General features: G+C 38.1%; 19 protein-coding genes and 1 pseudogene. 16 read left to right on the top strand and 4 right to left on the bottom strand.

All coding sequences use genetic code 11. The features are described from left to right. Positions 1-22 precede the first annotated feature (22 nt). From nusA to DW963_RS04335, 13 genes and pseudogenes are all read left to right on the top strand, one after another. Complete coding sequence (gene nusA / locus DW963_RS04390; protein ID WP_117913998.1) at positions 23-1168, top strand: transcription termination factor NusA; 1146 nt, start codon at positions 23-25, stop codon at positions 1166-1168. Positions 1169-1196: 28 nt separating this feature from the next. Next, entirely contained in the window at positions 1197-1463 is a 267-nt protein-coding gene (gene rnpM, locus DW963_RS04385) for an RNase P modulator RnpM (protein ID WP_117914021.1), read from the top strand. Beyond that, positions 1453-1770, top strand: coding sequence for a L7Ae/L30e/S12e/Gadd45 family ribosomal protein (locus DW963_RS04380; protein WP_117913997.1), 318 nt, complete (start codon positions 1453-1455; stop codon positions 1768-1770). The genes rnpM and DW963_RS04380 overlap by 11 nt, the downstream gene beginning before the upstream one ends. A 31-nt stretch (positions 1771-1801) precedes the next feature. After that, complete coding sequence (gene infB / locus DW963_RS04375; protein ID WP_353652767.1) at positions 1802-4390, top strand: translation initiation factor IF-2; 2589 nt, start codon at positions 1802-1804, stop codon at positions 4388-4390. Beyond that, positions 4300-4563, top strand: a complete 264-nt coding sequence (locus tag DW963_RS13930) for a hypothetical protein (protein ID WP_330419558.1) — start codon at positions 4300-4302, stop codon at positions 4561-4563. The genes infB and DW963_RS13930 overlap by 91 nt, the downstream gene beginning before the upstream one ends. A 25-nt stretch (positions 4564-4588) precedes the next feature. Further along, positions 4589-4981 (top strand): 30S ribosome-binding factor RbfA, encoded by a 393-nt coding sequence (rbfA, locus tag DW963_RS04370; RefSeq protein ID WP_117913996.1) that lies wholly within the window; start codon positions 4589-4591, stop codon positions 4979-4981. 15 nt (positions 4982-4996) lie between these two features. Then, complete coding sequence (locus DW963_RS04365) at positions 4997-5953, top strand: DHH family phosphoesterase (RefSeq protein ID WP_117913995.1); 957 nt, start codon at positions 4997-4999, stop codon at positions 5951-5953. Then, the gene (truB, locus tag DW963_RS04360; RefSeq protein ID WP_117913994.1) at positions 5950-6861 is read left to right on the top strand and encodes a tRNA pseudouridine(55) synthase TruB; all 912 of its coding nucleotides are present in this window, start codon (positions 5950-5952) and stop codon (positions 6859-6861) included. The genes DW963_RS04365 and truB overlap by 4 nt, the downstream gene beginning before the upstream one ends. Before the next feature lie 16 nt (positions 6862-6877). Further along, entirely contained in the window at positions 6878-7804 is a 927-nt protein-coding gene (locus tag DW963_RS04355; protein ID WP_117913993.1) for a bifunctional riboflavin kinase/FAD synthetase, read from the top strand. 121 nt (positions 7805-7925) lie between these two features. After that, on the top strand, positions 7926-8192 hold the full coding sequence (rpsO, locus tag DW963_RS04350) for a 30S ribosomal protein S15 (RefSeq protein WP_012739137.1): 267 nt from the start codon (positions 7926-7928) through the stop codon (positions 8190-8192). Positions 8193-8352: 160 nt separating this feature from the next. After that, complete coding sequence (locus DW963_RS04345; RefSeq protein WP_082425971.1) at positions 8353-10437, top strand: polyribonucleotide nucleotidyltransferase; 2085 nt, start codon at positions 8353-8355, stop codon at positions 10435-10437. Between the two features lie 117 nt (positions 10438-10554). Further along, positions 10555-10974, top strand: coding sequence for an HIT family protein (locus DW963_RS04340; RefSeq protein ID WP_117913992.1), 420 nt, complete (start codon positions 10555-10557; stop codon positions 10972-10974). A 165-nt stretch (positions 10975-11139) separates the two neighbouring features. Continuing rightward, positions 11140-11882 (top strand): annotated as a pseudogene (locus tag DW963_RS04335) (YebC/PmpR family DNA-binding transcriptional regulator). 66 nt (positions 11883-11948) lie between these two features. On the opposite strand, the gene uxaC reads toward DW963_RS04335, so the two are convergent. Next, on the bottom strand, positions 11949-13355 hold the full coding sequence (gene uxaC, locus DW963_RS04330; protein ID WP_117913991.1) for a glucuronate isomerase: 1407 nt from the start codon (positions 13353-13355) through the stop codon (positions 11949-11951). Between the two features lie 21 nt (positions 13356-13376). Beyond that, positions 13377-14387 (bottom strand): LacI family DNA-binding transcriptional regulator, encoded by a 1011-nt coding sequence (locus DW963_RS04325; RefSeq protein WP_353652766.1) that lies wholly within the window; start codon positions 14385-14387, stop codon positions 13377-13379. A gap of 296 nt (positions 14388-14683) precedes the next feature. Here DW963_RS04325 and DW963_RS04320 point away from each other — a divergent pair, with 296 nt between their 5' ends. After that, entirely contained in the window at positions 14684-16180 is a 1497-nt protein-coding gene (locus tag DW963_RS04320) for a tagaturonate reductase (RefSeq protein WP_022098495.1), read from the top strand. A gap of 89 nt (positions 16181-16269) precedes the next feature. Beyond that, positions 16270-17757, top strand: coding sequence for a UxaA family hydrolase (locus DW963_RS04315; RefSeq protein ID WP_012739146.1), 1488 nt, complete (start codon positions 16270-16272; stop codon positions 17755-17757). Between the two features lie 208 nt (positions 17758-17965). Here DW963_RS04315 and DW963_RS04305 read toward each other — a convergent pair whose 3' ends face one another. Continuing rightward, a complete protein-coding gene (locus DW963_RS04305; RefSeq protein ID WP_117913989.1) occupies positions 17966-19144 on the bottom strand; it encodes an ATP-binding protein in 1179 nt (392 codons plus the stop codon). A 29-nt stretch (positions 19145-19173) separates the two neighbouring features. Then, complete coding sequence (locus tag DW963_RS04300; RefSeq protein ID WP_158567462.1) at positions 19174-19887, bottom strand: LytR/AlgR family response regulator transcription factor; 714 nt, start codon at positions 19885-19887, stop codon at positions 19174-19176. A gap of 228 nt (positions 19888-20115) precedes the next feature. Between DW963_RS04300 and DW963_RS04295 the strand changes: the two genes are divergently transcribed. Next, the gene (locus tag DW963_RS04295; protein ID WP_117913987.1) at positions 20116-26454 is read left to right on the top strand and encodes an InlB B-repeat-containing protein; all 6339 of its coding nucleotides are present in this window, start codon (positions 20116-20118) and stop codon (positions 26452-26454) included. Positions 26455-26508: the final 54 nt, after the last annotated feature.

The following is a 26508-nucleotide window of genomic DNA, read 5'->3' as shown; positions in this document are numbered from 1 at the left end:
TTTTTGGAGGAAATTAAAAGCAATGAATAAGGAATTAATTATGGCACTTGATGCTCTTGAGAAGGAGAATGGAATCGATAAAGAGATTATGTTTGCGGCTATCGAGAAGTCTCTTATGGATGAGTACAAGGCTGAATTTGATAAGGCTGACAACGGTCGTGTTGAGTTAGACAGAAGAACAGGTGATTTTCACATTTATTCTGACAGAACTGTTGTTGAGAAAGTTATTGTCCCAGAGAACAGAGAGAATAAGAAAGAAAAATATGTTTCAGGTACTGATATTGCATTAGAAGATGCCAGAAAGATTAAGCCTGACTGCCAGCTTGGTGATGTTATCACTGTTGAAGTTAAGTCTGAGGAGTTCTCAAGAAAGGCCGCTAAGAATGCTAAGAATACTATTGTGCAGACTATCAGAGAACAGGAAAAGAACGCTCTTTATAATGAATATCATTCTAAGGAGAAGGAGCTTATTACAGGTATTATACAGAGAGTTGCTGATAATGGTGATCTTACTATTGACCTTGGAAGAATCCAGACAGTTCTTAAGGCTGATGATAAATTCAAGGATAAGAAGTTTGTACCAGGCGATAGAATTAAGTTATATGTTGTTGATGTAATTAACAGAGAAAAGGGTGGTCCTGTTGTAAGAGTTTCAAGAAAGTCACAGGAGCTTGTTAAGAAGCTTTTCGAAGAAGAAGTTACAGAGATTAAAGATGGCGTTGTTGAAATCATGGGTATTGCAAGAGAAGCAGGATCAAGAACTAAGATGGCAGTAAGAGCAAATGTTCCTAATGTTGATCCTGTAGGTGCATGTGTTGGTATTAACGGTGCGAGAGTTAAGGCTATTGTTAATGAGCTTGGTAACGAGCAGATTGATATCATTGAGTGGGACAGCAATTCAGCACAGCTTATTGTTAATGCATTAAGCCCTGCAAAGGTTGTTTCAGCAGTAGCTGATGATGAAGAGAAGAAGGCAAAGATTGTTGTTTCTGAGCAGCAGCTTTCTTTAGCAATCGGTAAGCAGGGACAGAATGTAAGACTTGCTGCAAAGCTTACAGGATATGGAATTGATATTAAGAGTGAGGCTGAACCTGAAGAACATACAGAAGAAGAGAATTTAGACGAAGAGTATGTTGAACCATCTGAAATAAGCCTTGATGAAGAATAATTATTAGGAGTGATGCATAGTGGCTACAGTGAAGAAGATTCCACAGAGACAGTGTATTGGGTGCGGACAGATGAAGGATAAGAAAGATTTAATCCGTATTCTTAAGACGCAGGATGAATCAATCATTATTGATACTACAGGCAGGAAGAATGGAAGAGGGGCTTATATATGTGCCAATGAAGAATGTCTTGCCAAAGCTTTTAAGACAAAAGGTCTTGAGAGGTCGTTCAAGATGGCAATAGATGCGGGTATCTATGATGAGTTAGCAAAGGAGCTGAATAATATTGGAAAATAGACAGAAAATTCTTAATATGATCGGACTGGCGCAGAAAGCCGGAAAGGTTGCAAGTGGGGAATTCTCAACAGAGAAGGCTGTTAAAACCGGAAAGGCATACACAGTTATTGTTGCAGACGACTCTTCAGATAATACTAAGAAAATGTTTTCGAATATGTGTACTTATTACAAGGTTCCAATACATTTTTTCAGTGACAAAGAAAGCGTAGGCCACGCAATAGGAAAGGAATTCCGCGCATCACTGGCAGTCCTTGATGAAGGATTTGCAAAGACCATAGAAAAATATTTTGAACAGGGTTTAGAATAACAGCAGTGCTGTTATTTGGAAAAGAGGTTAAATGGCAAATATGAGAGTACATGAATTGGCAAAAGAATTAAATATAACATCTAAGGATATTACTGATATGCTTAGCAACAGCGAGAAGACTTATAAGTCTGTAAGCGGGCTTACAGATGCAGAAATTTCAAGTGTGAGAAAGAAGTTTGCTCCTGCACCTAAGGCTGAGAATAAGCCGGCAGCACAGCCAGCAAAGCAGTCACAGCCAGCAAAGCAGTCACAGCCTGTAAAGAATGACAACAGGGATAACAGGCAGCAGAATCAGGCTCCAAAGCAGGGTGGACAGAATAAGTCTGGCAACTCTGATGACAAGAAGCATATCTCACAGGTATATTTCCCACAGAACAGCTCAAGGGATAAGAATCCTAGAAGAGATAACAACAGAGATAACCAGAACCGTGATAATAATGGCGGATACAGAAATGACCGTAACAATGGCGGTTATAGAAATAATGACCGTGATAATAACGGCGGATACAGAAATGACCGTAACAATGGCGGTTACAGAAATAACGACCGTAACAACGGTGGATATGGTAACCGTGATAACAACGGTGGATACAGAAATAATGACCGTAATAATAATGGTGGATACGGCAACCGTGATAATAATGGCGGATACAGAAATAATGACCGTAACAACAATGGTGGTTATGGTAACCGTGATAATAATGGCAATTTCAGAAACAATGACCGTAACAACAACGGCGGTTTCAGAAATGACAGAAATGGACAGTCTGGAAACGGTGGCTTCAGAAAGGATAATGACCAGAACCGCAATGGCTTTAATGGTGGTCAGAGACGCAATAATGATAGAAGAGATTCTGCACCTAAGGAAGAGTTTGATTTCTCAGCTAAGCCAGATTCAAGAAGACATGATTCAAGAATAGACAGCAAGAAGAATGACAGAAAGAGAGATAATGAGGCTAAAGAAAATCTTAAGTTCGCTAACAGCAGATTTGACAAGAAGCCTATGACAAAGCCAGAGAAGAAGGAAAAGGAAGAAGAAACAATTAAGCAGCTCATTCTTCCGGATACTCTTACTATCAAGGAACTTGCTGATAAGATGAAGGTTGCTCCTGCAGCTCTTGTTAAGAAGTTATTCTTACAGGGCAAGGTTGTTACTATCAACGAAGAGATAGATTATGATGCAGCAGAGGAGATTGCTCTTGAGTACAATTGTATCTGTGAGCATGAAGAGAAGATTGATGTTATTGCAGAGCTTCTTAAGGAAGATGAAGATCCAGAGGATAAGCTTGTTCCAAGACCACCAGTTGTCTGTGTTATGGGACACGTTGACCATGGTAAGACATCATTACTTGATGCAATCAGAGAGACTCATGTAACAGCTAAGGAGTCAGGCGGAATTACACAGAAGATAGGTGCTTATCAGGTAAATGTACATGGAAGTCTTATTACATTCCTTGATACTCCTGGTCATGAAGCGTTTACAGCTATGAGAATGCGTGGTGCACAGGCTACTGATATCGCTATTCTTGTTGTTGCTGCAGATGATGGTGTAATGCCACAGACTATTGAGGCTATTAACCATGCTAAGGCAGCAGGTGTTGAGATTATTGTTGCTGTCAATAAGATTGATAAGCCTAATGCTAATATCGAGAAGGTTAAGCAGGAACTTACTGAGTATGGTCTTATTGCAGAAGACTGGGGTGGTTCTACTACATTTGTTCCAGTATCAGCACATACTAAGCAGGGTATTGATGAGCTTCTTGATATGATTCTTCTTACAGCAGAGGTTAATGAACTTAAGGCTAACCCTGACAGAAAGGCAAGAGGTATTGTTATTGAGGCTGAGCTTGATAAGGGACGTGGTCCTGTAGCATCTATCCTTGTACAGAAGGGTACTCTTCATGTGGGAGATGCTGTATCAGCAGGTTCTTGCTATGGTAAGATAAGAGCCATGATTGATGATAAGGGTAACAGAGTAAAGGTTGCCGGACCATCTACTCCAGTTGAGATTCTTGGTCTTAATGATGTTCCTAATGCAGGTGAAATCATTATGGCTGCTGATTCAGAGAAGGAAGCAAGAAGTACAGCAGAGACATTTATCAGCGAGGGAAGAAAGAAGCTTCTCGATGATACTAAGCATAAGGTATCTCTTGATGCACTCTTTGAACAGATTCAGGCTGGTAATATGAAGGAACTTAATATTATCATCAAGGCTGATGTACAGGGTTCTGTTGAGGCTGTTAAGTCAAGTCTTGTAAGACTTTCTAATGATGAGGTTGTTGTTAAGGTAATTCATGGTGGTGTTGGTAATGTTAATGAATCCGATGTAGTACTTGCATCAGCTTCTAATGCTATCATCATTGCATTTAACGTTAAGCCTGATAATCAGGCAAGAATTGTTGCAGAGAGAGAAAAGGTAGATTTAAGGCTTTACAGCGTTATCTACAATGCTATTGAAGATGTTGAGGCAGCCTTAAGGGTATGCTTGAGCCTATCTATGAAGAAAAGATTATCGGTCATGCAAGAATCATGCAGATATTCAAGGCTTCAGGAGTTGGTAATATTGCCGGCTGTATCGTTGAAGAGGGAAGAATTACAAGAGATTCTGTTGTCCGTATAACAAGAGGAAGTGAGAAGGTTTATGAAGGACCTATCGCATCTCTTAAGCACTTCAAGGATGAGGTTAAGGAAATCAAGGCAGGTACTGAGTGTGGTATGGTATTTGAAAAGTTCAATGATATCCAGCCAGAGGATATGATTGAAGCACATATTATGGTTGAAGTGCCAAGATAGGATTTAGTTTTTATTTGGAGAATATATGCGTAAAAATAGTGTGAAGAATACCCGTATTAACGGCGAGGTATTGAAAGAATTAAGTAATATAATCAGAAGTGAGATTAAAGACCCTAGAATCAACCCTATGACTTCGGTTGTAGCGGTTGAGGTCGCTCCTGATCTTAAGACATGTAAGGCGTATATAAGTGTTCTTGGTGATGAAAAGTCACAGAAGGATACGATTACAGGTCTTAAGAGTGCAGAGGGATATATAAGAAGACAGCTTGCAAGAACTGTCAATTTAAGAAATACTCCTGAAATCAGATTCATTCTCGATCAGTCAATTGAGTATGGTATTAATATGTCTAAGCTTATTGATGAAGTTACAGAACATGATAACAAGATGCACGTTGAGGAGTCTTCTGAGACAGAATAATTAAAGAGGTTAATTATGAATATTATTGAAGAAATCGGACATGCGAAAGTTATAGGAATCACAGGACATATACGTCCTGATGGTGACTGTGTTGGTTCAACATTAGGTTTATATAATTATATCAGGAAGAATCTTCCTGAGTGTCAGGTTACTGTTTATCTTGAAAAGCCATCAGATGAATTTAATTATTTATCTGGTATTAATGAAATTAAGTATGAAGCTGAGGATAAACATTTTGATTTATTCGTAGTGCTTGACTGCAGTTCAATGGACAGAATTGAGCCATTTATGAGCTGCTTTGAAAATGCTGACAGGACTATCTGCATAGATCATCATATAAGCAATAATTCATTTGCTGATGTTAATCTTGTTGAACCACAGTCAAGTTCAGCATGTGAGGTCCTCTATACAACATTTGACGAGAATAAAGTTGATAAGAATGTTGCAGAGTGCATATATACAGGAATAATCCATGATACAGGTGTATTCAAATACAGCTGTACATCAAGAAGAACAATGGATATAGCCGGAAAGATGATGGAAATGGGTATTGATTATTCTGACATTATCGATAACAGCTTTTATAAGAAAAGTTATATTCAGAACCAGATTCTTGGAAGAGCATTACTGGAAAGTGTGCTGTTTTATGATGGCAAATGCATATTCTCTAGTGTATCTATTGAGGAAATGAATTTCTATGGTGTTACTGGAAAGGAACTGGGAGGGGTAATAGAGCAGCTCAGACTTACTGATGGTGTTGAGGTGGCAATATTCCTTTATGAAACTGATAAGAACGAATATAAGGTAAGTCTTCGTTCTAAGAAGAAGATAGATGTTGCAAGAATCGCTGCTAGTTTTGGCGGTGGAGGACATGTGAGGGCAGCAGGATTCTCTGCTAAGGGCAATGTTCATTCTATCGTTAATAAGATTGGAGAAATGATTGAGCAGCAGTATAATGAGGATAATGCATGAATGGCGTTTTAAATGTTTATAAAGAACAGGGATTTACTTCTCATGACGTGGTTGCAAAACTGCGAGGAATTCTTAAAACTAAAAAAATAGGTCACACAGGTACGCTTGATCCTGATGCTGTGGGAGTTCTTCCTGTATGCATTGGGAAAGCTACCAAGCTGTGTGATCTTATAACTGACTGGGGTAAGACTTATGAAGCGGTAATGCTTCTTGGTACTACAACGGATACTCTGGATATATCAGGCAAGATTATCGCACAGTCAGAGGTTGATGTCAGTGAAGTTGATATACTTAAGGCGTGCAATGAATTTATTGGTGAATATGAACAGATTCCACCTATGTATTCAGCATTAAAGCATAATGGACAGAAGCTTTATGAGCTTGCAAGAAAGGGTATTGAAATAGAGAGAAAGCCAAGAACTGTTCATATTAATTCACTAAGAGTTAATGATATTAACTTGGCGGATAAGCAGAAAACAGTTACAATAACAGTTGACTGTTCTAAAGGAACTTATATCAGGTCTTTGTGTGACGACATTGGCAGAAAACTTGGATGCGGAGCGTGTATGATGAAGCTGACAAGAACCCGTGTCGGGGATTTCAGACTAGATGATACCCTTACACTCAATCAGATATCAGCTCTTGTATTAAAGGGCGAGATTGAGCAGAGAATGGTTGACATTGACAATATATTTAAAGATTATCCTGAGATAATATTTGCAGAAGAAATAGACAGATATCTGCATAATGGCAATAAGATTTCAGGTGATAATATACCTGATGATATCCGAGCTGTTGATAATGAGCGGTACAGAGTGTATGATTCAGCTAAGGACTTTATTGGTATATATGAATTAAGAGAAGAAGTACTTTATCCGGTTAAGATATTTTACGAAGACAACAAGTAAAGGGGCGTGATCATCTTTGGAATATATTCATGGTACAGATGATTTTCAATTGAATAAATGCAGTGCTGTTACTCTTGGAAAGTTTGATGGGATACATACCGGACATCAGAAGTTGATTGAAATTGTAAGACAGAAAGCAGATAAAGAGAATCTTTTAGCAGTTTTGTTTACATTTGACAGTATTCCACTTTCTATATGTCCACAGAGATACCAGCATTTCATATCTACAAGCAATGAAAGACGTATACTGTGTGAGAAATTTGGCATTGACGTCGAGATTGAATATCCTTTTACAGATGATTTCATGCATATGGAGCCTGAAGATTTTATACGCAGGATTCTTATTGACAAGCTGCATGCAAAATATGTTGTTGTGGGAACTGATTACAGATTTGGCAAGGACAGGGCTGGAGATGCGGCAATGCTTGTGGAGGCAGGTGAGAAACAGGGCTTCACAACTATTATTGTTGAAAAAGAAAAGTATCAGGATAAGGAAATCAGCAGTACATATATAAGGGAAGAGCTTAAGCTTGGTCATATGGAAACTGTTAATGTCCTTCTTAACAGGCCTTTCAATGTGACAGGTATTGTTTCCCTGGGAAACCAGCTGGGACGAAAGATAGATTTTCCTACAATTAATATTTATCCGACAGAGTACAAGCTTCTGCCTCCTAACGGAGTATATGCAACGCAGACAACTGTTGATGGAGAAAAATACTATGGCGTTACTAACTTAGGAACCAAACCTACCGTAAGTGATGCACCAGAGATTAGTGTTGAAACATTTCTTTTTGATTTTGAGAAGGATGTGTATGGCAAGAAGGTTGATGTTGAATTTATGCATTTTATCAGACCAGAGATGAAGTTTGAAGATGTAGAAGGATTGAAAAAGCAGATAGCAGCAGATTCAGATTTTGCAAGAAATATGTTTCTTATTGGATAATTAGTGCTTGCAAAGGACAAACTGCTGTGTTACAATAATCAAGTATGAGCCGTTACCCAGCTATAGGACACTCCGACCTGAAGCTTAGTAACAGGAGATTAATAATTAGGAGGAATCAGACATGATATCTAAGGAAAAGAAAGCAGAAATCATTGCTACTTATGGAAGAAAGCCAGGAGACACAGGTTCTCCAGAAGTTCAGGTAGCTATCTTAACAGAAAGAATTGCTGAGTTAACAGAACATCTTAAGGTTAACCAGAAGGATCACCACTCAAGAAGAGGTCTTCTTAAGATGGTTGGTAAGAGAAGAGCTTTACTTGCTTATCTTAAGGATACAGATATTGAATCTTACAGAAATCTTATTGAGCGTTTAGGCTTAAGAAAGTAATTAATCAGGGCGGAGTGTATAACTCCGCCCTATTGCGTTGTTAATGGCAGAAGGGATACCCCGAGACCACTGAAATGTATATCATGAAGGTGGATTCATGGTGTGTTTTTCAGTTGTTTCGGACCTTCTGTTAAATATATTATTCATGGAAGGAGTTCATATGTTTAAACAGTATGAAATGGAACTCGCCGGAAGAACTTTAAGAGTTGATATCGGCAGAGTGTGTGCACAGGCTAACGGTGCTGCATTAATGCATTATGGTGATACTGTTGTTCTTTCAACAGCAACAGCATCTAAAGAACCAAGAGAAGGAATTGATTTCTTCCCATTAAGCGTTGAATATGAAGAGAAGATGTATGCAGCAGGAAAGATTCCTGGTGGATTTAACAAGAGAGAAGGTAAGGCATCTGAGAATGCTATCCTTACATCAAGAGTTATCGACAGACCTATGAGACCATTATTCCCTAAGGACTATCGTAATGATGTTACTCTTAATAACATGGTTATGTCAGTTGATGAGAATTGCAGACCAGAATTACTTGCTATGATTGGCTCTGCTATTGCAACATCTATTTCTGATATTCCATTTGACGGTCCATGTGCTACAACACAGATTGGTATGATTGATGGAGAATTCATCGTTAACCCATCTCAGGCACAGTGGCAGGATGGAGATCTTCAGCTTACAGTTGCTTCAACTAAGCAGAAGGTTATCATGATTGAAGCAGGAGCTAATGAGATTCCAGAAGACAAGATGATTGAGGCTATATATAAGGCTCATGATATCAACCAGACAATCATTGCATTTATTGATAAGATTGTTGCTGAGGTTGGCAAGGAAAAGCATTCTTATGTAAGCTGTGCTGTTCCTGCAGAGATGTTTGAGGCTATGAAGCAGGTTGTATCTCCAGAAGAGATGGAAGTTGCTGTATTCACAGATGATAAGCAGACAAGAGAGAAGAATATTGATGCTGTAACTGAGAAGATGAAGGAAGCATTTGCAGATAATGAGGAATGGCTTGCAGTTCTTGGTGAAGCTGTTTACCAGTACCAGAAGAAGACTGTTCGTAAGATGATCTTAAAGGATCACAAGAGACCGGATGGAAGAGCTATTAACCAGATCAGACCACTTGCAGCTGAGGTTGATATTATTCCTAGAGTTCATGGTTCTGCAATGTTTACAAGAGGACAGACACAGATCTGTGATGTTGTTACTCTTGCACCTTTATCAGAGGCACAGAAGGTTGATGGTCTTGATGAGAATGTAACTACTAAGAGATACATACATCACTATAATTTCCCTTCATACTCTGTAGGTGAGACTAAGCCATCAAGAGGACCAGGACGTCGTGAAATCGGACATGGAGCATTAGCTGAGAAGGCACTTGTTCCTGTTCTTCCATCAGAGGAAGAGTTCCCATATGCAATCCGTGCCGTTTCTGAGACATTTGAATCTAATGGTTCTACATCAATGGCTTCAACATGTGCATCTTGTATGTCACTTATGGCAGCAGGTGTTCCTATTAAGAGAATGGTAGCCGGTATTTCATGTGGTCTTGTTACAGGCGAGACAGATGATGATTATATTGTACTTACTGATATCCAGGGACTTGAAGATTTCTTTGGAGATATGGATTTCAAGGTAACAGGTACAACAGAAGGTATTACAGCTATCCAGATGGATATTAAGATTCACGGTCTTACAAGACCAATCGTTGAAGAGGCTATAAGAAGAACAAGAGAAGCAAGACTTTTCATCATGGATACATGTATGAAGCCTGCTATTGCTGAGCCTAGAAAGACTGTTGGTGAGTATGCGCCTAAGATTATCCAGACATCTATTGACCCTGCTAAGATTGGCGAAGTAGTTGGACAGCGTGGTAAGACAATCAACGCAATCATTGATGAGTGCGGTGTTAAGATTGATATTACTGATGATGGATTCGTTTCTGTATGTGGTGTTGAGCAGGCAGGAATGGATAAGGCTATGAAATATATCAAGACTATTGTAGAAGACTTCGAAGAAGGCAAGATATATGAAGGTAAGGTTGTAAGCATTAAGGAATTCGGTGCATTCGTAGAGTTTGCTCCTGGCAAGGAAGGAATGGTTCACATTTCTAAGATTTCTAATGAGAGAATCAACCATGTTGAAGATGTTCTTACACTTGGCGATCATGTAAAGTGTAAGTGCATGGGTAAGGATAAGATGGGAAGAATCAGCTTCTCAATTAAGGATGCAATGTAATAATGTAATTGGCATGAGAACATGCCAATTACATACGGTTTGAACAGATTGTATCTGTTCAAACCCGGCAATATAGAAGCATGAGTTATATTTGGTTATAGAAAAGAGGATACGATTATGGTAGATCAGAATTGTGCATATTGTGTAGAGGGTGACCTCGTAGCTAAGTTTGGTATTAAGATATGTGAGCTTGAGACATCAAAGGTATATCTGTTCAAGGAGCAGAGTCATCCTGGAAGATGTATCGTAGCACATAAGAAGCATGTTGGTGATATGAACGAGTTAACTGCAGAAGAGAGAGCTGCTTACTTTGAGGATGTTGCAAGAGTAGCAAGAGCTATCATGGCTGCTTTCCACCCAGATAAGGTTAACTATGGTGCATATGGTGATACAGGTCATCATCTTCATTTCCATCTCTGCCCTAAGTATAAGGACGAGTTCGAATGGGGTGGCGTATTCCTTATGAACCCAGATAAGAAGTATCTTACAGATGCTGAATATGCTGAGATGATTGAGAAGATTAAAGCTAATTTGTAACTGTTCAGAGCCAGGCAGAATTTCATAAATCAGATTAGAAATGCTTGCATTTCTATATCTGATTTTGAAATTCTATCTGGCGGATACGCCACACCTCCAAAATGCGAAGCATTTTGGAGGCTGGCTCTGAATAGTTACAACAATAATTTGAAATGAGGTATTTTTATGTCAGGACATTCAAAATTTGCGAATATTGCGCATAAGAAGGCAGCCAATGATGCAGCTAAGGGTAAGATTTTTACAAGACTTGGTAAGGAGCTTATGATTGCTGTTAAAGAAGGCGGTCCGGATGTTAATAATAATAGTAAGTTAAGACAGGTTGTTGCTAAGTGTAAAGCAGCTAATATGCCTAATGATACAATTGACAGAGCTATTAAGAAGGCTGCAAGTAATGATATGTCTAACTACGAATCAGTTACATATGAAGGATATGGCCTAACGGAACAGCTATTATCGTAGAGGCTCTTACTGATAACAGAAACAGAGCAGCTTCTAATATCCGTAGTGCATTCACTAAGGGTGGCGGTAATGTTGGTACTCCGGGCTGTGTATCATTCATGTTTGATAACAAGGGACAGATGATTGTAGATAAGGAAGAATATACCGGAGATGCTGATGAGCTTATGATGTTAGCTCTTGATGCTGGTGCAGATGACTTTAATGAAGAAGAGGATTGTTATGAAATCCTTACTTCACCAGAGGAGTTTGATGCTGTTAATCAGGCATTAGCTGATGCCGGAGTAACATTTGCTTCAGCAGAGGTTACTATGATTCCACAGACAACTGTAGACCTTACATCTGAGGATGATATTAAGAAGATGAACAGAATCTTAGGACTTTTAGATGAAGATGATGATGTTCAGAATGTATATCATAACTGGAATGAACCAGAAGAGGAAGAAGAGTAATTGATTTCTAAAAGAAAAAGGCTCTCATGCGGATTGCATGAGAGCCTTTTTTCTTTTAGAAATTAATTAAAGATCAAATCCAAAGTATCTTACAGCATTATTGTATGAGATACCTTCAACAATCTTCTTTAATGCCTTCTCATCTGCTGGGTATTCACCATTCTCTACCCATCCACCGATAAGCTCGCACATGATTCTTCTGAAGTACTCATGTCTTGTGTATGAGAGGAAGCTTCTTGAATCTGTAAGCATTCCGATGAAGTTACCAAGAAGACTTAAGTTAGCAAGGCTTGTCATCTGATTAGTCATACCAACCTTATGATCATTGAACCACCAAGCTGAACCCTGCTGAATCTTGCCGACAGCCTTAGAATCCTGGAAGCATCCGATAACTGTTCCGATAGCAGCGTTAACTGAAGGGTTAAGTGAGTAAATGATTGTCTTAGGAAGCTCATCCGTAGCGTTAAGTGCGTTAAGGAACTGAGCCATCTCAGCAGAGCAGTCATATGTATTGATGCAGTCATAACCTGTATCTGGTCCTAACTGGTCATAACGAAGTCTGTTGTTATCACGGATTGTACCGTAATGTAACTGCATTACCCAGTTACGCTTATTGTATTCTTTACCTACAGATACCATGAATGCTGTCTTGAACTTGTTCATCTCTTCTGTTGTGATAGCAGAACCTGAGAATCTCTTAGCAAAGATTGCTTCGATTTCTTCTTCTGTGTATGGCTTGTACATTACATACTCAAGAGCGTGATCAGATACTGAGCATCCCATAGAAGCAAAGAAATCCATACGGTTTCTAAGAGCATCTATTAATGAAGCGAATGAATTAACTTTAATTCCGCTTACATTAGATAATGTCTCAAGGTAATCAAGATATTCTGGCTTTTCGATGTTCATAGCCTTGTCAGGTCTCCATGCAGGAAGTACCTGTACGTCAAATGTCTTATCATCCTTAAGAACCTGATGCCACTCAAGTGAGTCAACAGGATCATCTGTTGTACAAACTAATGTAACATTTGACTGCTTGATAAGGTTACGAACTGACATAGAATCTTCCTGTAGCTTTGCATTACAGAGATTCCATACTTCCTCAGCTGTATCGCCGTTGAGAATACCGTTGTATCCGAAGTATCTCTGAAGTTCAAGGTGGCTCCAGTGATAAAGTGGGTTACCGATAGCCATCTCAAGAGTCTCAGCCCATTTCTGGAACTTCTCGCGGTCAGAAGCATCACCTGTGATGTACTTCTCATCAACACCGTTAGTTCTCATCTGACGCCACTTGTAATGATCGCCACCAAGCCATACCTGTGTGATGTTCTCGAACTTTCTGTCTTCAGCGATTTCCTTAGGGTTGATATGGCAGTGATAGTCAAGTATTGGCATCTTAGCTGCATAATCGTGGAATAAATGCTGAGCTGTTGGAGTTGAAAGTAAAAAGTCTTTGTCCATGAACTGTTTCATGATTCATAATCCTCCTGTGAATTAAAATATTGTTGTGTTGCGTTTTATTATATCAGCGGCGATGATACTGTGATTGTCAGCATCTTCACCGGATAAAACCTTCATTAGCACGCTTACCGCGCATGAGGATAGTTCCTCAACTTTGCTGTCAACAGAGGTAAGCTCAGGTTCTGTACACAATGAAAGAACAGAGTTATTATATCCAATAACCTCTAAATCTTCAGGAATTCTGATTCCGTGGGTATGTGCAAACTTGACAGCACCGGCAGCGATAGAGTCATCAGATGTCATAACGGCATCAAACTTCATACCTTTATCATATAGATATGTAAGATAATCCCTGGCATGAGATATGTTCTTGCCACACAGATGATGGAATTCATCCGGGAGAGTAATACCGGCTTCATTAATTGCTTTAAGATAGCCGCGGTACTTATTCATGCCACTGTATGAAGTACTCGTATATAAATAAACTATATTACGATGTGAATTATTTATCAAGAGTTTTGTTGCATTGTATACAGCTTCTTCATCATTGCACATAACAGAATAAATGTTGTCAGCGTCCAGATAGCCGTTGACCAGCACTATAGGAACATCTTTAGCTGCATTAATAATGTAGTCATTGTTATGCTTACTGGTATTTTCTACAAACTGTGAACCGGCAAGAATAATTCCGTCAACTCTTTTACTTAAAAGAAGCTCGAGATAATTCTTCTTATTATTGTAATCTTTACCTGTGCAGCAAAGAATAGAGTCGTAGTTGTATTTGCGAAGCTCCTGTTCAAGATAGTAAACAGCGTTGGCAAGGTATATATCAGATGAATCTATGCACATAATGCCAATTGTCTTCATAGTATTAAGACCTAATCCTCTTGCAAATACATTAGGAGTGTAGTCTAATTCTTTCATTGCATTAATAACTTTGTCTCTTGTCTTTTCAGAAACTCTGGCGTTGCCGTTAAGTACTCTTGAGACAGTTGCTATGGACACACCAGCTTTTTTAGAAACATCATATATATTAATATTCATGTGCGACCTCATCTCTTGACGAATGTAAATGTATCGCTTAACAGAAATTGATAAAAAATAAATAAATGTAAGCGCTTACATATTGATAAATGAATTATACAATGGTATTATTATAAAAACAAGTGTAATGTAAGAATTTTTTAAAAAGCAGAAAAATGTATTGACTTAGAGCATTTTTAAGTATATTTTATTTATGAAAGCGCTTACATGCACTTATTTACATACCATTTACTGGTTAATAATTAGGGACCGTTATCGTAAAACGGATTATTCCCAATGAAAAAAGGAGATTTAAGATGCAGAGATTAAACAAGAGTATTACACATGCAGTTGACAGACCTGTTAAGGTTATGCAGTTCGGTGAGGGTAACTTCCTTAGAGCATTCGTTGATTATATCTTCGATGTAACTAATGAGAAGACAGATTTCAACGGTGGTGTTGTTATCGTTAAGCCTATCGAGTTCGGTACACTTGAGAGATTCCATGATCAGGAATGCCAGTATACACTTCAGTTAAGAGGTTTTGTTGATGGAGAGCCTAAGGAAATCACACGTCAGATTACATCAGTAGTAGATGCAGTTGCAGCTATTGAGGATTATGACAAGTACATTGAGTATGGTACAAGCGAGACTCTTAGATTCATCGTTTCTAATACAACAGAGGCTGGTATCGTATTTGACGAGACAGATAACGATCCTAATGCACGTCCTCCTAAGACATACCCAGGAAAGCTTACACAGCTCCTTTACAAGAGATATCAGAAGTTCAACGGGGCAGCAGATAAGGGACTTATCTTACTTCCATGTGAGCTTATCGCTGATAATGGTATTGAATTAAAGAAGTGCATCATGAAGTTTATTGAGCTTTGGGGTCTTGAAGATGGATTCAAGGACTGGGTTAACAATTACTGTTCATTCTGCCCAACACTCGTAGATAGAATTGTTCCAGGATATCCAAGAGAAGACGCAGCTAAGCTTTGCGAGGAATGGGGATATGAGGATCAGCTTATCGACAGAGCAGAAGTATTCGGTCTCTGGGTTGTAGAGAGTGATTCTAACCTTCCACTTGAGCAGCTTGAGAAGGAACTTCCATTCAAGGAAGCTGGACTTAATGTAGTATTTACTAAGGATCATCATCCATATAAGGAAAGAAAGGTAAGAATCCTTAACGGATCTCATACTTCATTTGTATTAGCTTCATTCCTTGCAGGTAATGACAATGTAGAGAATTCTATGAAGGATCCTGTAATCAGAAAGTACATGGAAGAGACACTTTACAATGAAGTTATTCCTACACTTTCACTTTCTAAGGAAGATTGCGAAGAGTTCGCTAAGGCTGTTATTGACAGATTCCTTAACCCATTCGTAGATCATAGATTATTAAGCATTTCACTTAACTCAGTATCTAAGTGGGAAGCAAGATGTTTACCTTCATTCTTAGGATATGTTAACAAGTTTAACAAGCTTCCTAAGTACCTTACATTCTCTATCGCAGCACTCATGAGCTTCTATACATCACAGACAGAAGCTGAGTTCAACGGTGGTATTGTATTAAAGGGTAACAGAAACGGTGAAGAGTACAACATCACAGATGACAAGGCTGTTCTTGATTTCTTCAGAGATAATTCAGGAAAGTCTGCTAAGGAATTCACACATGCTTACTTAAGCAATACTAAGTTCTTCGGTGGCGAGGATCTTTCTAAGGTTCTTAACCTTGAAGAAGTTATTACTGAGTACATCACAGATATCAGAGAAAGAGGTATGAGAGCAGTAGTTAATGATTTAGCTGACTAATTAATAGCTCTTTGAATGATTATAGAGCGGATGTTTTTATATTCATCCGCTCTTATTTAATATAATAATCAAATTGAATTGGAGGATATATGCAGGATTTTATTAAGATTAATAAAGATGATAATGTTGCTGTAGCGTTAAAGCCAATTGCTAAAGGCACAACTCTTAATGTTGCAGGAATTGATGTGACAACTGTAGAAGATATTCCACAGGGACACAAGTTCGTAATTAAGGCTATCAAGAATGGTGATCCGGTTATCAAATATGGTTTCAGAATCGGATTTGCACAGGCAGATATTCCAGTTGGAGCATGGGTTCATACTCATAACTTAAAGACTGGTCTCGGTGAATTACTTGAATATACATATGAACCAGAGGGCCATAAGGATGTTGAGCCTACTGAACCAGCTTATTTCGATGGATATATGAGAGAGAACGGAAAGGTTGGTGTCCGTAACGAAGTATGGATTGTTCCTACAGTTGGATGCGTTAACTCAATTGCAAGAGCAATTGAAGCAACAGCAAGAGCTAACAAGCCAGAAGGAGTAGATGAAGTAGTTGCATTTACTCATCCATATGGATGTTCACAGACAACAGAAGATCAGGAGAATACAAGAAAGATTCTTGCTGATTTAATTAATCATCCTAATGCAGGTGCAGTTCTTGTACTTGGTCTTGGATGTGAGAACAGCCGTATTGAAGTTCTTAAGGATTATATCGGAGAGGTTAATCCAGACAGAGTTAAGTTCCTTCAGGTTCAGGATGTTGAGAACGAGCAGGAAGAAGCAGAGAAGCTTATGAACGAGCTTATGGCTTATGCTGCTACATTTAAGCGTGAAAAGGTTAATGCAAAGGAACTTATCATTGGTATGAAGTGTGGTGGTTCTGATGGATTATCAGGTATCACAGCTAACCCAACAGTTGGTCTTTTCTCAGACATGCTTGTTTCTAAGGGTGGTACAACTATCCTTACAGAAGTTCCAGAGATGTTTGGTGCAGAGACAATTCTTATGAACAGATGTGCTAATAAGGAACTCTTTGAGAAGACAGTTCATCTTATCAATGACTTTAAGGAATACTTCATTAAGAATGGTCAGGAGATTTACGAGAATCCATCTCCAGGAAACAAGGATGGCGGTATTACAACTCTTGAGGACAAGTCTTTGGGATGTACACAGAAGTCAGGAAGTTCATTAGTAAAGGGCGTTCTTGCATATGCAGAGCCAGTTAATACTAAGGGACTTAATCTTCTCAGCGCACCTGGTAATGACCTTGTTGCTGCAACAGCCTGTGCAGCTTCAGGCGCACAGATGGTTCTTTTCACAACTGGACGTGGAACACCATTTGCTTCTCCTGTTCCTACAGTTAAGATTGCAACTAACTCAAGACTTGCAGGAAATAAGGGCAACTGGATTGACTTCAATGCAGGAAGAATTGTTACAGATGACCTTCCACTTGAAGATGCAGCCAAGGAACTTTTCCAGCTTGTATTAGATGTTGCTTCTGGTAAGAAGGTTAAGGCTGAGATAGCAGGATTCCATGATTTAGCAATCTTTAAGCAGGGTGTAACATTATAATTGTTATAATTGATATTAAAATACGGGGACTGCGAATACGGCAGTCCCCGTTATTTGTATTTAAGATATCTCATAATTTATCATATACATGCCTGAAAGTAGAATATCCCGTCTTTAGTAAAAAATGCGTATATGCCATTGTACTTCTCAACTACAGATATAATGCTTCGTATTCCGATACCATGACCTAATTGTGATGTTACAGGAATCATGTTGACAAATTGTGGTTCGTCAGATAGGTATTGGATATGTTAATGCATATTTTATTGTTTTTTTCAAACATTCTGATGGTAATCAGACGTCTGTTATTTTTTTCAGAATCAGCGAGAGGATTATTAGTAGTGCTAATCTGGCTGGTGCAGGCGTTGATTGCGTTTTCTATAGCATTGGCAAGAAGGCTGCACAGGTCGGTAATCTTATACCTACTGAAGTCAGATGCAGTTACTGATATATGTGTGGTAATGCCTGTTTTGTTAGCTTTGCTTATATATGATGATAATATAAGGTTAATAGCTTCGTTATTGCAGTAGCGTGTAATCCGTGTATTATCAAGACTGGTGTTGATTTCATTGATATAGTCCAGAGCCTGTTCTGTATGGTTATTGATAAGGCAGTTCTGTATGAAAGTCATATGATGTCTTAAATCATGTCTGTAGATAGCTGCCTGTTTCTGATAATCAGTAAGCTGTGAAATCTCTTTTTCTGCCTGTGTTGCGGCTGCAGAGAGAATAATATTCTTACGTTCAGCAGTGTTTTTTTTGTTGGACAGATGGAGCGTAACTATTGATAAAGTGAAATACAATATTACAATGAAGCTGTCCATGAATTCAATTATTACAGCTTTACCGGTATAGAGAAGGTCTGTATACACAGTGAAAGCATATTCAAGAATATAATAGGTTAAAGGAAGAAGGAAAAACAGAGATATAATTGTTCTGGATTCATCTTTCAGCCTGATTATATATGGCGAAATGTATTTAACAACAATAAGCAGAAGTGGAATAGTGACTGCTATAGTTGTGATATCTGAAATCATATGAATCTGAGGGAATACATACATAGCAAGTGTGCCAAACCATTTTCTTGGAGTACACATGAGATATGCAGACATAACAGCAATAGAGGATATGTATATATTCTGATGACATATATATCTGATTATCAGAATCAGAGGAATATGTATGAATATAGGGTAGCATTTATAAAGAATCTCTTTGCCAAACGTGATGTAAGATACAGTCTGAAATATGGCAAATGCTATAATTGTAAGGATATATAGGCGTTTATTATCTTCCCAGCATATTCCTGCAAAATAAAATGATACTATGATTCCGAATATCAGAACAAAACCATAGTTTATAAGGCTTAATATTGCGGCAGCACTCATGGCTATTCTCCTTTTCTGATGTATATATACTATTCTTCCATCTGGAATTCAAGGTACTGTTTTTTGATGTCTGACACACGTCTCTGAGCAACCGGTATAGTCTTGTTATTATTAAGAAGAATCTTTTCAGTATCAATAGTTCTGATGTAATTCATGTTAACGATAAAAGAACGGTGTGGCAGAGTGAATTCCTTATGTGCCGTCAGGGTATCACATACAGACGAGAATACATCTGTAGATACCACTTGTTCATTGTTCTTAAGATACAGTATAACTTTTCTGTTAAGAGCTTCCGCATAGACGATGTCTGCCAGATATATCTTATGTATACCGAAATTGTTCTTGATGATAAATGTGTCATGCTGTTCATTATGAAATGTCTCTATAATATCATCAATTGTATTGTACAAAGGTATCTTATCAACGGGTTTTAACAGATAGTTAAATGCCTTAACGGTGTAACTTTCTACTGCAAATTCCGGTGTAGATGTAAGAAATATTACAGGTGACGACTTGTCAAATGTGCGGATTTCCCTCGCAAGACTTATACCATCCATCACAGGCATAATAATATCAAGAATATATATGTCATATTTCTCAAATTCGGCAGTTGAAGCAAGTTCAACACTACTAGAAAAACATTTTATAATGAAATTCTGATTGTTGCAGGAAGCATAGGCATCTAATAATTCTTTGATTCTTGTTAATTCATTTTCGTTGTCATCACATACAGCAATCTTCATGGCAATCTCCCTCATATTAATAAATAATATATTAAATAACTGTTAATTAATTATATATGGCATTCGGCCAAATTACCATATATAAATCTAATCGTTCATGTCAAAATATTTGTAATTCACGCAGGAAACCTCACAAAACCACATAATTCAGGTATTATAAATACAACATATAGAAGACGGAAAACTGAATATTAGAATATGTGGTTATAACATAAAGGAGGCGTTAAGATGAAAAGATTTCTGAGTATACTTTTATGTTCTGCAATGCTTGTTGTGTCAGTACCGGGAATGTACTATGCACAGGGATTTGAAAGTCAGTCTGCTTATGATGAGAGCAATCAGCTAAAGGAGATTGATTATCAGCTTAATGGAGGATATTACGTCAGTGGGTATGAAGCACCTTCTGAATATCCGGTTGCAGAACTACCGGGTAAAGATGATATTGTCAATCAGGGCTATGAGTTTGGCGGCTGGTATGATAATGAGGAGCTTACAGGTGAGCCTGTGAAGTCAATTACGGATGACCAGTACCAAGGCGTAGTTGTCCTTTATGCCAGATGGATTGAGAGATATTATTATATTGACATACCAGCAAGCGTTGATGCAGATAAGGATAATCTTGTAATATCAGGACATGCAGGTGGTTTATATGAGAAAGATAAAGTAAGTGTTTCTGTTTATTCTAATAATGAATGGAATCTTAAGAATGGAGATATCAGATTAGGATATGAGTTATACAATGACGATATTAAGATGTCTCTTGTTAACAATTCAGTAATAGCAGAGCTTACAGCTACTGGCAGTGATAATACAAGAAAATATATGACAAGGCTGTTAGAAGTTCCTAAATATGCAGGAACTTATACGGATAACCTTACATTTGATGTTACATTTGAAACAACAAAATACAATATTAAATACGAAACTAACGGAGGAACACTTTATTCTGGAGAGAAGGACGAGCAGGACAGAGAGATTGAACTAGAAAAATCTGTTTTTGAGGCCGGTACAAAGCTTTCAGATCTTCCAGTTCCGGGAAAAGCAGGTTCAACATTCTTAGGCTGGTGTTATGATTCAGCGTGTACGAATTATGTTAAGCGTAGTGACAGACTTTTAAGTGATATAGTTCTGTATGCATCATGGGCAGATGAACAGGAACTTAAGACTGTAAGCATTGATACATATGCAAGAAGTTATGATGTTGATGCTAATGAATTTACAATTACATTAACAGATAAGACAGGTAAGCTGACTAAGGAAGAAGTGAAGAATTATTTAACAATTAAGAATGTAAGTGATTCTTCTGAAGAAACTTCAATTGATGTTGCTGTGGGAAATGTATTAGATGATGGGGCGTATACATTTATAATAAAATGCAATGGCTCATGGCAGGAAGGCTCTGGATACCGTCTTGAGCTTTCAGACGACAGACTTTTCTTCACAGGTTATGATTCGACAATAAGAGAGTACGATTTCACAGTATACAAGCCAGATGTAAAGAATGTTAATCTTGGTAATGATATTAAATATATCAGTTCAGAAAGTTTAAGTAATCTTTTTGTTAATGGAGAGAGAACTGATAAGATTTCTGTAACAGTGATGACCGTTGGTTCTGATGGTACAGTAAGTCAGGAGGCAACTAAGACAACAGGCAGCTTTACATATTCAGACAGTGAACTTTTTGTAGGTGATAAGATTGCAGTCTATGATGGAGATGTAGTTCCACAATTAGATGGCAATGTAATTTCAGAAGATGATGTTTCGTTCTTCGAGATTACATCAGTTAATAACAATGAATATTCATATAGAGGAATGGCAGCAGAAGAGATTCTTTTTGTTCCAGATGTACTTCCTGTGAATATTGCCGATGATAAAGATAATGATTATGATAATGACAGCATTACAGTATTACAGAGCAAGATGACTTATGGAGCTGACAGCCCATATGCAAGTCTTGGTTTAGATGAAGATACAACTGTGGATGCAGGAGATTATCTTGCAATTTATGAAGCTGGTGATAATCAGATTCAGTATGCTCTTATAACCAGTGTTTCATCAGATAATGCAGACTATGTAATTGCCTATACGAAGGTAACATGGGATGAAGTACAGGCTGCAATGGATGTATATCAGACTGATAATGTCAAGGGCGAAAGTATATTAGAGAATCAGGATGTAAATAGTATTGAACAGAGTGTTGAGCAGCAGGCTGTTGACAGTGGATTTGCACAGACCGTTGTTGATGAAGTTGCACAGGCTGTTGAAAGAACAGATTCTTATCAGGAACTTCAGGACTATCTGTCACAGACTATGAATGCAGATATCAGTATTGTACCTGTTGAAGGATTTTATAAAGCTGATAGTGGAAATAGTGAGATAGCTATATATGGAAGTAAGAAACCAACAATAAAGCTTGATCATGTAAGAGCAGAACTTTCAACTGGTTTAAAGCATTTTGATAATGTAAGCGGATTAAGACTTGCGCTTGATATTGGAGTTGAGATTTCTTTCTCTAACATGAAGGTAGTTGTTTCTGCTACATTTGAACAGGAAGTTAAGATTAATATTAATGTAAGTGGTAAAGCAATTTGGAAGGTATGGGGAATATTCCCATATATTGATGATTACCGTGTTGCTGTTTCACTTGACCTGTATGATTACACAGGAATTAACTTTAATGTTAATGTAAAAACTGCTGAGGATGATAATGAAGAAAGCTCATCAAAGCTTGACGAAGTAATCAATGGGATTGCTGAAGAATTAAAGAGCATGATGGAGCTGGGAACTACATATATATCTGATAATTCTGATATGTCTACGCGACTTGAGGAACTTGGAGATGGCGGTGAGAATAAAGAGATATCAGTAGCAAAGAGCCTTGCAGAGAGATATTCAGACATGCTTGATGATGAGGCTGACTGGGTTGACCTCTATACTAAGTCTTTAACTGAGTCTCATGTCCGTGTAATCGGAATTATTGATATTGAGTTTAAGGTTGAATTTGTTGTTTCAGCTAATGTCAACATATCCATGGGTATGACGCACTGGTATAAGAATGCTAAAAGATATGTCTACAGCATTATGGTATTTGACAGAAAGGTAACAAGTGACACTATAGACTTATGCGAAGAACAGTATGAATTTTCGGTGTATGCTATTGGAACAATAGGAATCCGTGCTGGTATAAGGCTAAGTGTTTCTATCGGTTTGATATCAACCAAGCTTGCCAGCGTAGGCTTCATGGCAGAGGTTGGAGGTTATGCACAGGTATGGGGATATCTGTACTATCAGCTCAAATATGCTGCATCACAGGGCAGAACATCAAGTTCAATGGGTGCAATATACATGGAGATTGGCATGTATATGGAAGTCAAATTCCTGGCACAGGCACTGGCAGGAACTTTTAGCTATAATCCTACACTATTTGAAAAGCAGTGGCCGCTGTACAGCGTTGGTGTAGTTGAAAATGTATGTGATTTTGCATACAATCAGGATTCTGTAAAAGATGTCAGGATGAAAAGAGATGTTAAGACTGTAAGACTTCCAGATACATATTTTGAAATGCAGTATCTGGATATGAAGGAAGGCCTTGATAAGAATGACGAGTATTTCAGAAAAGTATATGATGACAGTGACAGATACTATGTAATAGCAATGACCAATCCGGCATTCTCATATGACCCGGCTACTAACATAATTGCAGTTGATCCGGGTAGTGAACCTCAGCAGGATGGTGAGATGATAATCACATGGAAGAACCAGAAGGGATCATTTAACACCAAGCCAATTACAAGAAAGATATCTCTTCATTGGGATAATTTACGAGATGGTTATTATATTGCATTCCAGACTAACGGAGGTTCTGTGGTAGATGCAATTGTAGCTAAATATGGCAGACAGATTACAAAGCCGGCAGATCCTGTTAAACAGGGCTATACATTTGCAGGCTGGTACACAGATGAAGCATTCACTAAGAAATATAATGTTCCTGATGTAATGCCTAATGAAGACAGAATTGTATATGCCAAGTGGGAAGCAGCAGATACAACTTATAATGTTGTTGATTATGTTGAAGGAACAGATGGCGTATATAGTGTATTGTCAACAAGACAGGAAACTGCCAAGACAGACGAAAAGGTTTCACCAAAGCCTAATGTAAGAAATGGATTTGCGACTCCGGCAGTATTATCACAGATTGTTAATGCTGATGGAAGTACAACTGTTAATTATTATTATGCAAGAAATAAATATAACATCAAATTCATCTCAGAAGGAGAGACTGTTACTGAAGGACAGTATACATACGGAACGCTAATGCCAACACCTAATGTATACAGACCAGGTTATGAATTTGTCGGATGGGAGCCTTCTGTTACACAGACAGTTCCTGCAAAGGATACAACTTATACAGCAGTATGGAAAGAATCTGATGATGTTGTATACACAACGAAATATTACCTCGAAGATGAGAATGGTAATTATAAACTTGATAAAGCCAAGATAAGCAAAGGAACAACCGGACAGACTGTAACTGCTGACAAAGAGTGGTATGACAACAGCCGATATCATCTTTCAGGGGAACTTCCATCAGGTGTGGTTGCGGCAGACGGAAGTCTTACGTTTAAAGTACATTATGACAGAAACACATTTAACATAGAATTTAATCCTATGGGTGGAACTGTGAACAGAGAGAAAATTACTGCAAGATGGGGTGCAGGTGTTATTACACCAGTTCCGGAAAGAGCAGGATATGCATTTGCAGGATGGTATACTGACAAAGAGTGTACAGAAGCGTTTGACGGAATAATGCCGGCAGATAATATTATATTATATGCAAAATGGGAGGTTGGCAAAGTTAATTACACTGTAGAACATCTCATTGAAAAGCTTGATGGCAATGGATATGAATTATATGACAGAAATGTATATACAGCAGATACTGACAGTGAAGTTACACCAGAAGTTAAGTATATGGAAGGGTTTACTCTGCCAGAAGTACAGACAGCCATTGTTAATGGAGAAGGTACAACTGTTGTAAGATATTTCTACAAGCGTAATGTACACAGACTGACTCTTGTACTTGATAACGGACAGGATGATGTTGTATACGATTACATGTATGGAACTAAGATTGATGTTATTAATCCGGAAAGAACAGGATATACATTTACAGGCTGGAATGGTGATATTGTAAGTGAGATGCCTGACAGGGATATTACTTACGTTGCTACATGGAGTATTAACCAGTACACAATCAGCTTTAATACTGATGGTGGTAGTGATATTGCACCTGTAACACAGGATTACAATACTGAGGTTACTGTAAATGAGATTCCGGTTAAGAAGGGATATACATTTATAGGATGGGACAATGATATTCCTGAGTATATGCCTGCCGGCAATATGGTATTAACTGCAAAGTGGAGCAAAGATGTATATAATATCACTTATAATCTTGATGGTGGTACAGCGGGTAATCCGGATACTTATGAGGTTGACAGTCCTGTTATTACGCTTGAAAGACCTAAGCGTTCAGGTTATACATTCCTTGGCTGGAGTGGAACAGGTATTGATGGAACACAGATGGATCCGGTAATAACAACAGGTTCTACAGGAGATAAAGAATTTACAGCTAATTGGAAAGAAAACAGCTATACTATCCAGTTCATTCCATATGGAGATGGAACAACAGGCTCTATGGATGACATGAACCTAAAATATACTGACAGAGTATCTATCAGTGCTAATAAGTTCAAGAGAATAGGATATACATTTGCAGGCTGGTCATTAAAGGCTGGTGCAGATAAGGTATACAATGACAGTGAAGTTATAAGCGGACTTGCAGAAGGCGATAATGAAAGACTTACTATGTATCCTGTATGGACAGCTAATAATTATACAGTACATTTTGATACCAAGAATGGCGATGCAATTGCAGCCCGTACATTCACATATGATAAGAAATATCAGCTTCCTACAGCAACAAGATATGGATACACATTCCTTGGATGGTGTGTTGAAGATGGAGGAACAGTCACATACGCACCGGGTGCTTCTGCTGATAATCTTACAGGTGAAGGAACAGTTACACTGTATGCAGGCTGGAGTCTTAATAAGACATTCACTTACAGTCATCCATATTCTTACCGCGTAACAGATAACTCAAAGGAGGAACCTGTAAAGTTACATTTCTTCATAGATGGAGCTTCAGGTACTTCAACGAGTGGTAATGTACGAAACAATTCTATCTATATGAATGGTATATCTTTAAATGAGATAAAGAAGAATTGCAGTACAATGACTATTACAATCAGCTATAACATCAGGATGGTAGATGATGGATATGCGGATTTAGATACCACATACAGAAAGAATTCTAATAAGGCATGGACCGGATGGCATGAAGAAGATGTGGATCTTAAGAAGAATAACAATAAAACTAAGACTCATACATACACTATAAGTCTTAATGATGTTGATGCTGTATGCTACAGATTTGATGCGCATGGCACTGGTTCTGACAAGTATGATTTAAGCAATATCAGAGTTAGTGTAAGATTTGATTAATTAATAGTTCATACAGACTGGTCATGTTACCGGTCTGTATGAACTCCTAGGAGG

The sequence above is a fragment of the Eubacterium sp. AM46-8 genome (assembly GCF_003466705.1).
Classification (GTDB): Bacteria; Bacillota; Clostridia; order Lachnospirales; family Lachnospiraceae; genus Lachnospira.
This window is presented reverse-complemented; position numbering and strand designations above follow the sequence as displayed.